Origin of the sequence: Nitrospira sp. SG-bin1 (assembly GCA_002083365.1) — a bacterium.
In the GTDB taxonomy this organism is placed as follows: Bacteria; Nitrospirota; Nitrospiria; order Nitrospirales; family Nitrospiraceae; genus Nitrospira_D.
Genome location: LVWS01000008.1, coordinates 113917 through 124828, shown reverse-complemented (window position 1 = coordinate 124828; position 10912 = coordinate 113917). Strand labels below are relative to the sequence as shown.

Genomic DNA, 10912 nt, shown 5'->3' with positions numbered 1-10912 from the left:
GTGGGTGGAAGTGGAGGTATGTGGGGGAAAATATTGCTAATGAAAACCTACATATTCCAGTACTCGGTCCAGAAGTTTGTTCTTGGCTCATCTCTGGGCGATCTACAACTATTTTGGATTGTACGGTGGGGTATGGTGGGCATGCGGAAATGCTCTTAACCTCTAGCCCCCCTGGAACAAAGATTGTGGGCTTGGATCGGGATTCTCAAGCCATTGAGTTCTGTCGGCGGCGATTGATTCGATTCGGAGATCGTATAGTGTTGCGCCAAGCAAATTTCCGAAATCTAAAGTCGCACCTTGCTGAAACGGGTGTCTCGACGGTCGACGGTGTGCTTTTTGATTTCGGGGTTTCATCTCCACAGCTGGACGATCCCTCACGGGGGTTCAGCTTTCAACGAGAAGGTCCGCTGGATATGCGTATGGATCAAGCCATCGGACAAACCGCCGCCGATCTAGTGAACAGCAGTCCTGAACACGATCTCGCGGACATATTCTTTCAGTATGGAGAAGAACGATATGCCAGGCGAATTGCTCGAGCAATCGTACAAGAAAGACAGCGCCGTCCCATCCAGACGACAGGTGCACTCGTTTCGATTATCGCCCGATCCGTGCCGGCGTCTTATCGCCACGGACGGATTCATTGTGCCACGAGGACGTTTCAAGCGCTTCGCATTGCGGTGAATCAGGAACTTGACTGGTTGGAGTCGTCGCTTCGAGATGCCGCCGAAGTGCTGGCCTCAGGTGGGAGGATCTGCGCGATCTCCTTTCATTCCCTCGAGGATCGTATCGTCAAGCATACGTTCCGCTCCCTCTCGCAAGGGCATGCCGCCGCCTTGTCGATACTCACCAAGAAACCGATCCTCCCCTCCCAAGCCGAGTGCGAAGCGAATCCCCGATCGCGGAGCGCCAAATTACGAGTCGCTGAACGTCAACCGAGCATGGGGTTTTTATGAAGGCCGTCGCTGTTTTTGTAGGACTCTGTCTCGTGTTTGTATTTGTTTGGGAACGCGTCGATGTGGTGCGGATCGGCTATCACATCGAGCGGTTGAAACGTGACAAGACGGCGCTGGAACGTCAGCGGGATGAGCTCCGCGTCAAATTTTCCGCATTGAGTGCCTCCGACCGGATCGCGAAATTGGCCGCTGAAAAGCTCGGCATGAGTCCCCCTCAGCAAGGGCAGCTCATTGTGGTCCAGTCCAAGCCAAGTGGCGTTCGTCCTTCCGATGTCGCGTTGGTTGAACTGAAAGTCGCCAAGAATGATCTTCCCAGCGGGAGGTTCTAGTGGCCGGTTCTCTCTCGCGCGGTCGTCGGTACGTCCTCTTGCTGTTGCTGCTCGGCGGTTTTGGCGTGGTGCTATTCCGCCTCGCCACCTTACAAGTGTGGCAAGCGGCTGAACTCTCGGTCAAGGCGGATCGGCAACATCAAAAGACGGTATCGCTGGAAGGGGCGCGCGGTACGATCGTCGACCGGCATGGCAAGATTCTCGCCATGAATGTGGAGGTACCGTCCGTATTCGGAGTCCCGACGACATTGGAGAGCCCACTCAAGACCGCCCGGCAGTTATCACAGATTCTGCATGTGAGAACCGAGGAGTTGGAACGAAAACTTCGACAGGACCGGAGTTTCGTGTGGTTGGCTCGGAAGCTGGATCCGGAGCAGGGGCGTCGGCTCGATCTTCTGTCGCTGGATGGAATCGGGGTTGTGATGGAGGGGAGGCGATTTTACCCCAAAGGTCCGCTCCTCGCTCATGTGTTGGGCTTTTCGGGAATGGATGGTGAGGGCTTGGAAGGTGTGGAGCATCGCTACGACTCGTACTTGCGCGGCGAAAAGCGGATGATGGTGCTGCAGCGCGATGCGTTCGGGCGAACGGTGTTCCCCAAGGGGATGGCGGAACGGAATCCGACGCCCGGCCATAGCCTCGCGCTAACGATTGATGAGGTGATTCAGTCGATCGCCGAGAGGGAGCTCGAGAATGCGGTAAGTCGTGCGCAGGCCAAGTCGGGAACAATAATACTGCTTGATCCAAAGACCGGCGCGGTGTTGGCTATGGCAGTGAGTCCCCGATTCGATCCCAATGCCGTGTCGGCGCTCAGTCCTGATCGCTGGCGAAACAGGGCGCTGACAGATGCGTATGAGCCCGGGTCGACGATGAAGGCAATGATGGCTGCCGCCGCCATCGAGGAACGGGTGGTCAGGCCCAATACGATGGTCTTTGGGGAACATGGCCAGATGACGGTCGCCAATACCGTGATTCATGATCATGAGCGACTGGGATGGGTCTCGTTTGCTCAGGTGATTCAGAAGTCGAGTAACATCGGGGCGGCGAAGACCGGTATGGCGTTGGGAGAGCAGAGGCTCTATCGATATCTCCAGGCATTCGGCTTCGGCCAGCGGACGGAGATCGACCTTCCTGGGGAAGGCATCGGATTGGTTAGAAATCCAAAAGACTGGGGGCGTCGTTCAGTCGCCTCTATCTCTATGGGGCAAGAAATCGGGGTTACGCCGCTTCAAATGGTATCCGCCGTGGCAGCCATCGCCCGCGGAGGTGTATTGATGAAACCTTACGTAGTTTCAGAAATACGAGACGCTGATGGCCATATCGTGAGGCAGGTGCCTCCTCAAACCAAGCGGCGAGTTGTTTCTCCGGAAACGGCTCGCAGTGTGACGAAGATTCTTGAAGGTGTCGTCACGGACGGCACCGGGACGAAGGCGGCTATTCCAGGGTTCCGTGTGGCCGGGAAAACCGGTACCGCTCAAAAGATCGACCCCCGGACCGGAACCTATTCCGCCACTCGGTTTGTCGCGTCTTTTGCGGGCTATGTACCGGCCGACAACCCTCAGCTTGCCATGATTGTGGTCATCGATGAACCTCAAGGTGAGGTGTCGGGCGGGGCGGTGGCCGCTCCGGTGTTCAGTCGCGTTGGGGAACAGGTGTTAAGCTACTTGGGCGTGCCATCGTCGAATGCGCCTATCACGGTGGCGATGGCCTCCCGGAGGCCGTAAGCGTACTTGAACAATGCCGATGACCTTGGCAACTCTGCTTCAGGGGTTAGACGAACGGGTGAAGATCCTTGATTGTCAGGGGGACATGGGTGTGTCGGTTGGTGCAATCACCGACGATTCTCGAGCCGCCTCTCCCCACAGCCTCTTTGTCGCCGTGAAAGGCGAGCGGGTCGATGGTCATGACTTTATTCCGGTGGCAATTAGGGGGGGGATAGCCGCGTTGGTGTCGCAGGAGCCGGTCACTGGGGTGCGTCTTCCGTTCGTCCGCGTTGACGACTCCAGAAAGGCACTCGGTCTGCTGGCGAGTCATTTTTATGGAGACCCATCGTCGCATCTTCGAATGATCGGCGTGACGGGGACCAATGGAAAAACCACCACGAGCTATGTCTGCAAAGCGCTGTTGGAAGCGCTTGGGCGATCCGTAGGGTTGATTGGAACCGTCGCATATCAAATCGGTGCGCGGACGATACCGGCGACACACACGACGCCTGGTTCTCTTGAACTGCAACGGCTGCTTGCCGAAATGGTAGCCGGCGGGTGCGCCACTGCCGTGATGGAAGTGTCTTCTCACGCCCTGGCGCAGGATCGCACGAGTGGATGCGAATATGACGTGGCGGTCTTTTCGAATCTGACTCAGGATCATCTTGATTTCCACAAGACCATGGAAGAGTACTTTGAGGCGAAACTGAAACTTTTTACAGGATTGAAGGGAGGGCGCAAGTCGAATAAACGGGGGATCGTCAATATCGATGACCCCTATGGGAAACGTATCGTCGGGCTGTGTCCTGCGCCCGTGTGGACCTATGCGCTGAAGGCCAAGGCGGATCTGCGTGCTGAAGCGGTGCGACTGTCTCTTCAAGGGACCACCTTTATCGCGGCGACGCCGGCCGGAAGCTTTCCGATCGAGAGTCATCTTGTGGGTGAACACAATGTCTATAATTTGCTCGCTGCCATCGGGGTCGCGCTCCACGAAGGAGCTACGCCAGAGCAGATTCGTCAGGCGGTGGCGAAGGTCATGAACGTGCCGGGACGGTTCGAAAGGGTGATGGCGGGCCAACCGTTTACGGTGGCTGTAGACTATGCCCACACCGAAGACGCCTTGGTCCGATTGTTGACGGCGGCACAAGCGCTGAAAACCGGACGCATCATCACTGTCTTTGGGTGTGGCGGAGATCGCGATCGGGGGAAGAGGCCGAGGATGGGGGAAGCGGCCGTGCATTACAGCGATGTCGTGATATTGACCTCGGACAATCCCAGAACCGAAGACCCCCTCTCGATCATCGATCAAGTCGAAGTCGGAGTGCTCGAGGCGCTCCGGCAACGGCCACATGTACAGTATCGAAAGGTGCCTGATCGGCGGGAGGCCATCGAAGAAGCGGTGCGGGAAGCTCAGCGTGCGGACATGGTATTGATCGCCGGCAAAGGGCATGAAGACTACCAGATCCTTGGTACAAAGAAGATTCATTTCGACGATCGTGAGGTGGCACGCGACGCCATCGAGCGACTCGGGACCCGCGTCTAGCCAAAGGATGGGCTAGTCGGTGCACGGAAGCATCCAGATGACGCTGTTTACCGTCGATGAAGTGCGGGAAGTGATCGGCGCGAGAGTCTTGGCCGGTGATGGGGCCGGAGGAGCAAAACACCGTATCCGGCGAATCAGTCTCGATACTCGGTCTCTTCGACCTGGAGACTTCTTTATCGCGTTGCGAGGAGATCGATTCGACGGCCACGAGTTTGTGGCGACGGCGCTGTCCCGCGGCGCCGTCGGAGCGATCGTACTCGATTCCTTCGATGTGTCGGGGCTGACCGTGAAGCGGGGCTCGAAGCCGATCCGGCCGATTCTTCTCGGCGTCAGCGATCCACTCCGGGCGTATCAGCAACTGGCCGCATACCACCGAAGCCGGTTCCATATTCCGGTCGTCGCAGTCACGGGGAGCAACGGCAAGACGACGACGAAGGAAATGGTCGCCGGTATCATGGCCCGTCGCTGGAAGATCCTCAAGACCGAGGGTAACCTGAACAACCGCGTAGGAGTTCCACAGACATTGCTCCATCTCGGCGATCGACACAAGGCAGCGGTCATCGAGATGGGAGTCGACAATATCGGCCAGACCGCGAGGCTCTGTGAAATAGCGAGGCCCACGATCGGGATCATTACGAACATCGGTCCGGACCATTTGGAGTTCTTCGGGACGATGGAGGTATCGGCTCAGGCGAAGGCGGAATTGCTCGATTTTCTTCCTCATGATGGGACGGCCATCCTGAATGCGGACGATTCGTATTACGACTATCTCGCGGCGCGCGCTCGATGTCGGGTGGTATCGTTCGGCTTTTCATCAAAGGCCGACGTCCGCGCAATGGACGTGAAATCAGACGGGCGCCAGGGGGCGACCTTTCGTCTTCTGCTTCCAGGAACGGCACGTTCCACCGCTGTCCATATTCGAGTTCAGGGAGAACACAACATCGTCAATGCGTTGGCTGCAGGGGCGGTCGGTTCGGCCCTCGGCTTTCCCGGAGGGGTGATCGCTCAAGGACTGTCCCGGTTCAGGCCGGCTGCCATGCGGTCGCAAATGATCGTCAAACAAGGCGTGAAGTTGATCATCGACTGCTACAATGCCAATCCTGCCTCCATGAAAGCGGCGGTGCAATTGCTCGCGCAAACGGGAGCCAAGCGAAAGAAAATCGCCGTGCTGGGGGATATGCTGGAGCTCGGTCCGAATGCCGCTCAAATGCACGAGGAAGTCGGCGGATTCTTGGCGCGCCAGGGCATCGATCGGCTCATCGCTTGTGGCGTATTAGGGCGAAGCCTAGCCAAGGGTGCGAAGCAGGCGGGGCTAAATCCATCATGTATTCTTGAAGTGCCGGATGCACGCGCCGCCGCTACCGCCATGAAAATGCTCGTAAAACCCGGTGATGCCGTGCTGATCAAAGCGTCGCGTGGGATGAAATTAGAACTGGTTGCTGAGGCAGTCCTAGGAGCTACGCGCACGAAGAAGAAGGCTTCGTAACGGTCTTTCAGACTATGCTGTATATCTGGCTCTATCCGCTCCATAAAGAGTTCTCGTTTCTGAACGTCTTTCGGTATCAGAGCTTTCGCATCATCTACGCCGCCGTCACGGCGTTCCTGATCGCCTTCGTGCTTGCGCCGTGGGTGATTCGCAAGCTTCAAGAGATCAAGCTGGGGCAACAAATACGCGACGACGGCCCGAAGCGACATCTGGCCAAAAGTGGAACCCCTACGATGGGAGGCATCCTCATTATCTTCGCGGTCACACTGTCCACGTTGCTTTGGGCCGACATCTCACGGCCTCACATTTGGCTGGTGCTTGCCGCGACGCTGGGATTTTGTGCGATTGGGTTTGCGGACGACTATCTCAAGTTCATCAAGGCTCGGTCGAAAGGGCTTTCGGCGTCGCAAAAGTTCACGGCTCAGATAGCCGTGGCGCTCATCGTCGCGATGATTCTGTACTCGTTGCCCGGCTACAACACGAAGTTGAGCGTGCCGTTTTTCAAGAATTTCATGCCGGACTTGGGATGGTTTTATGTGGTCTTTGCCATTCTGGTCATCGTCGGAAGTTCCAATGCCGTGAACCTCACCGATGGTCTCGATGGATTGGCCATCGGCCCGGTGATGGTCGCGGCATTGGCGTACACCGTGGTGGCTTACGTCACGGGTCACCGATTGATGTCGGAATATCTCCTCATCCCCCACATCGACGGAGCCGGGGAATTGGCGGTCTTTACGGCGGCCATCCTGGGATCGAGTCTTGGGTTTCTTTGGTACAACACGTACCCGGCCTCGGTCTTCATGGGAGATGTAGGGTCGCTCCCGCTCGGAGCGGCGCTGGGGACCGTGGCGGTCATCAGCAAGCATGAGTTGTTGTTGCTGCTGGTCGGCGGTGTCTTCGTGATCGAAGCCGTGTCGGTCATTTTTCAAGTCGCTTCATACAAATCCAGAGGGAAGCGGATCTTTCTCATGGCTCCGATTCACCACCATTTTGAGATGAAGGGATGGGAGGAGCCCAAGGTGGTCGTGCGCCTCTGGATCATCGCCATTTTGCTGGCGCTCTTGAGCTTGAGCACGCTCAAGTTGAGGTAAGGAAATGGTGGGACTTGACACACAGTTGACGGGTGCTCGCGTCACCGTCGTGGGGCTGGCCCGGAGCGGTGTCGCCGCTGTCCGCCTCTTGCAGGAGGCCGGGGCGGTGGTGACGGTGGCCGATCGGAAAGATCGAGGAGAGTTGCTCCGGGTGCTTGGCTCGCTGGATCAGACAGCAACCTGCTTCGTGTTGGGGAGTGATTATGAGTCGGCGCTGGACCAGGCAGAACTCGTGGTCATTAGCCCTGGAGTTCCCTATCGATTGGAAGCCCTTGAACGAGTTCGTCGCCGAGGGGTGAAGGTCATCAGTGAACTGGACCTGGCTTCAAGATTTCTTTCCGCTCCGATCCTGGCCGTCACCGGTACGAACGGAAAGAGCACCACGGTGACGCTGATCGGAAAGATGTTGGAAGCGAGCGGGAAACGAGTATTTGTCGGCGGTAACTTGGGCACGGCGATCAGCGAGGCCGCGGTGCAATCGCTGCAAGTCATGAAGATGGGGCGCCCATGTCCGTACGATGCCTTGGTGGTGGAGGTATCCAGCTTTCAGTTGGAAACCATTGAGCAGTTTCATCCGTGGATTGCCTCGATTCTCAACGTAACGGTGGATCATCAGGATCGTTATGAGTCGATAGACGAATACATTGCGGCCAAGAACAGAATATTCGAGAACCAAACTCCATCCGATTATGCCCTCTTCAATCTCGACGATTCGCGGGTGGCTCCTTTACGGCGGAACGCAAAGGCTCGCGTACTGGGTTTCACGAAGACCCCGACCTTACCGTCCGATCTGGCAGGAGGCACCTATCTCGATCGCGATCATATCATGACGACCGTTACGGGTCAGACTCAAGCGATCTGTGCGAAGGAAGAAGTCAAAATCATCGGCAATCACAACGTCGAAAATGCGATGGTGGCGGCAACCTATGCCCTCTTGAGCGGGTGCTCTCTCAGCGCCGTTCGTCAGGTCCTTAGAGAGTTTCCGGGCTTGGAGCATGCGTTGGAGATCGTTCGTGAGCGGCGCGGGGTGCGGTTCATCAACGACTCCAAGGGCACCAACGTGGACGCGACACTCAAAGCATTGGAAAGTATCGACCAGCCGATCTGGTTGATCGCCGGCGGACGAGACAAGGGAGGAGATTTTTCTCGGTTGACTCCCGCGATTCGTCGGCGAGTGAAGCGGCTCATTTTGATCGGCGAAGCAGCGCCGCTGATTGCGAAAGTAATGGAAGGCTATCAGGCGGTCGAACGGGCCGCCACATTGAAGCAGGCGGTTGAGTCGGCCGCGTCGGGAGCCTGTGCGGGTGACGTGGTGTTGTTGTCGCCCGCCTGCGCGAGTTTCGACATGTTTGCCGATTATCAGGATCGAGGGCGGCAGTTTAAGGCCCTCGTACAATCCTTGCCGGCATAGCCGTTGGCAAAGCAGAGGAGCATTGACGCAGGAAGATGCCACAGAGATCTGCAGGGACCCTGGCCTTGCCATGGCCCACCGTGAGCCCGCGCGCCCCGAAGCGGGTGGGGATGGATCATATCCTGCTGTTCGTGACCATCACGCTGGCGCTGGTCGGTCTTGTGATGGTCTTCAGCGCGAGTGCCGTGGTGGCAGGCAATCGATTTCACGACTCCTGGTACTACTTGAAGCGGCAATTGGCGTGGTTGATGTTCGGCTTGGTGTTGCTGCATGCGGTGTCTCGGATCGATTACATCTGGTGGAAACGTCTGGCGATTCCGCTCATCGGTCTCGTCATCATGTTGCTGGTGGTGGTCCTCATCCCGTCAATCGGCGTCGCCGCCAACGGGGCCCGGCGTTGGTTACGGCTGGGGCCCATTTCAATTCAGCCGGCCGAGATGGCGAAGTTGATCGGCGTGATGTATCTGGCTGCGTACATGACGAAAAAAGATGGACGGCTTCAGCAATTCTCCACCGGCGTGCTGCCCGTGCTGCTCATCATCGGGCTTATCAGCGGGTTGATTCTTTTGGAACCCGATTTGGGAACTGCGGTGGTGCTGGGTCTGGTGACGGGAGGACTGTTGTTCGTCGGGGGCGCGCGCCTGTCTCACCTCTCCACGCTGGCGTTATCGGCCGTGCCGATCGGGCTGGCGCTTGTCCTAACATCCAGCTACCGCCGTCAGCGCTTCATGGCGTTCCTGGAACCGTGGAGGGATGCGTCGGATACGGGATTCCAGATTACACAATCCTTCTTGGCGTTCGGCAGCGGGGGACTCTTCGGTGTCGGATTGGGGGAAAGCAAGCAGAAACTGTTCTTTCTTCCCGAGGCGCATACGGACTTTGTGCTGGCGCTCGTCGGCGAAGAGCTCGGGTTTGTCGGAGCGGGGATCATCGTTTTGTGCTTCGTGCTCTTCGTGATCCGGGGGTTCCAGATTTCCACCAGAGCGCGAATGCCGTTCGGCCGCTATTTGGGAATCGGCATCACGACACTGATCGGTATCCAAGCGTTGATCAATGCTTGTGTCGTGACGGGGTTGTTGCCGACCAAGGGACTCACGTTGCCGTTCGTCAGTTACGGCGGATCCTCCTTGGTGATCAGCCTGACGGGAGTCGGAATTTTGTTGAACATCTCGCGAGATCGACAGGCCGGACGTGAAGAGACGAGACAGCAGCACGGACGCGGCTGGGCGGATCGGCAATGACGATTGTGATCGCCGCGGGGGGGACCGGTGGGCATCTCTATCCGGCTGTCGCGCTGGCTCGAGAGTTTCTGCGACGCAACCCGTCCACGAAGATTCTCTTTGTGGGGACTGCGCGCGGGATCGAGTCGAGGGTCCTTGCTCACGAGGGATTTGAATTGGAGTTGATCACCGCCAAGCCGGTGATGGGGAAGGGATTGCTGGAGGTGCTGCAAGGTGCGCTTTCCGTGCCAATCGGAATTTGGCAATCCCTGAAAATCCTGGAGCGGAGGCAGGCTGATCTGGTGATCGGCGTAGGAGGTTATACGAGTCCGAGCATGGTGGCGGCCGCGGCCATGAAAGGAATTGCCCGCGTGATCCTGGAGCCGAATGCCTATCCCGGCTTAGCGAACAAGGTTGTCGCGCCGTTGGCCCAGCGGATTTTTTTGGCATTTGAGTCGGCCGGGATTTCGTTTGACCGGAAGAAGGTGCGTGTCGTCGGCACACCGATTCGGCAACAGTTCTTAATGCAGCCGGACCGCAATACGGCGACCAAGCAGCATGGCAAGCACCTGCTGATTTTCGGCGGAAGCCAGGGTGCCAAGGCCATCAACAGTGCGGTGTTGGAAGGGTTGTCAACATTGAGTCAACGGCTTCCCGGTCTGTCCATCACGCATCAGACCGGGGAGGGAGATTTCGAGCGAGTCAGTGAGGGGTATCGGACGCTCGGTGTCCAAGCCAAGGTCGTACCCTTTCTCTATGACATGCCTGCGGTCCTGCGGACCGCAGATCTAGTGGTGGCTCGCGCCGGGGCCATGACGATCGCCGAATTGACGGCCTGTGGGAAGGCTGCGATTCTCATTCCCCTGCCGACGGCTATCTATGACCACCAGATGAAGAACGCACGGGCAATGGAAACGGCGGGAGGTGCCATTGTTCTTCCGCAAGCGGATCTTACCGGAGTGAAACTGGGTGAAATCATCGAAGCCGTGTTATCGGACCCGCAGCGGTTGGAGAAGATGCAGCAGAAGAGTTTGGAGATGAGACGAATCGATGCCGGCGAAGTGATCGTCGGTGAATGTTACGCGCTCATGGGAGTGACACATGACATCAACCAATCTACTCGAGCGGCCGGAGGCTAATGTTGGTGGGGAACGAGGGATTCAATCACAGATTGCCACA

The 10912-nt window shown here is 57.5% G+C and carries 9 protein-coding genes; all 9 read left to right on the top strand.

Features of this window, described 5'->3' with window-relative positions:
* The first annotated feature begins 32 nt into the window (after positions 1-32).
* The 9 genes from A4E19_15020 to A4E19_14980 are packed head-to-tail and all read left to right on the top strand — an operon-like array spanning position 33 to position 10872.
* On the top strand, positions 33-953 hold the full coding sequence (locus tag A4E19_15020; GenBank protein OQW37046.1) for a 16S rRNA (cytosine(1402)-N(4))-methyltransferase: 921 nt from the start codon (positions 33-35) through the stop codon (positions 951-953).
* Positions 950-1282 (top strand): hypothetical protein, encoded by a 333-nt coding sequence (locus A4E19_15015; protein OQW37039.1) that lies wholly within the window; start codon positions 950-952, stop codon positions 1280-1282. The genes A4E19_15020 and A4E19_15015 overlap by 4 nt, the downstream gene beginning before the upstream one ends.
* Positions 1282-3003 carry a hypothetical protein gene (locus A4E19_15010; protein ID OQW37038.1) on the top strand — a complete coding sequence of 574 codons (1722 nt, stop codon included), beginning with the start codon at positions 1282-1284 and terminating at the stop codon, positions 3001-3003. The genes A4E19_15015 and A4E19_15010 overlap by 1 nt, the downstream gene beginning before the upstream one ends.
* A gap of 19 nt (positions 3004-3022) precedes the next feature.
* Positions 3023-4525, top strand: coding sequence for a UDP-N-acetylmuramoyl-L-alanyl-D-glutamate--2,6-diaminopimelate ligase (locus tag A4E19_15005; protein OQW37045.1), 1503 nt, complete (start codon positions 3023-3025; stop codon positions 4523-4525).
* A 19-nt stretch (positions 4526-4544) separates the two neighbouring features.
* Positions 4545-6011, top strand: coding sequence for a hypothetical protein (locus tag A4E19_15000; GenBank protein ID OQW37037.1), 1467 nt, complete (start codon positions 4545-4547; stop codon positions 6009-6011).
* A 14-nt stretch (positions 6012-6025) separates the two neighbouring features.
* On the top strand, positions 6026-7102 hold the full coding sequence (mraY, locus tag A4E19_14995; GenBank protein ID OQW37036.1) for a phospho-N-acetylmuramoyl-pentapeptide-transferase: 1077 nt from the start codon (positions 6026-6028) through the stop codon (positions 7100-7102).
* A gap of 4 nt (positions 7103-7106) precedes the next feature.
* A complete protein-coding gene (locus A4E19_14990) occupies positions 7107-8513 on the top strand; it encodes a hypothetical protein (GenBank protein ID OQW37035.1) in 1407 nt (468 codons plus the stop codon).
* 35 nt (positions 8514-8548) lie between these two features.
* Positions 8549-9754: a stage V sporulation protein E gene (locus A4E19_14985; GenBank protein ID OQW37034.1), complete on the top strand. Its 1206-nt coding sequence runs from the start codon at positions 8549-8551 to the stop codon at positions 9752-9754.
* Complete coding sequence (locus tag A4E19_14980; protein OQW37033.1) at positions 9751-10872, top strand: hypothetical protein; 1122 nt, start codon at positions 9751-9753, stop codon at positions 10870-10872. Before A4E19_14985 ends, A4E19_14980 begins: the two co-directional genes overlap by 4 nt.
* Positions 10873-10912 lie beyond the last annotated feature (40 nt).

Excerpts from the sequence above, each read along its gene's own strand:
- A4E19_15015 (OQW37039.1), top strand. The coding sequence starts at position 950 with ATGAAGGCCGTCGCTGTTTTTGTAGGACTCTGTCTCGTGTTTGTATTT.
- A4E19_15005 (OQW37045.1), top strand. The coding sequence starts at position 3,023 with ATGACCTTGGCAACTCTGCTTCAGGGGTTAGACGAACGGGTGAAGATC.
- mraY (OQW37036.1), top strand. The coding sequence starts at position 6,026 with ATGCTGTATATCTGGCTCTATCCGCTCCATAAAGAGTTCTCGTTTCTG.
- A4E19_14990 (OQW37035.1), top strand. The coding sequence starts at position 7,107 with ATGGTGGGACTTGACACACAGTTGACGGGTGCTCGCGTCACCGTCGTG.
- A4E19_14985 (OQW37034.1), top strand. The coding sequence starts at position 8,549 with ATGCCACAGAGATCTGCAGGGACCCTGGCCTTGCCATGGCCCACCGTG.
- A4E19_14980 (OQW37033.1), top strand. The coding sequence starts at position 9,751 with ATGACGATTGTGATCGCCGCGGGGGGGACCGGTGGGCATCTCTATCCG.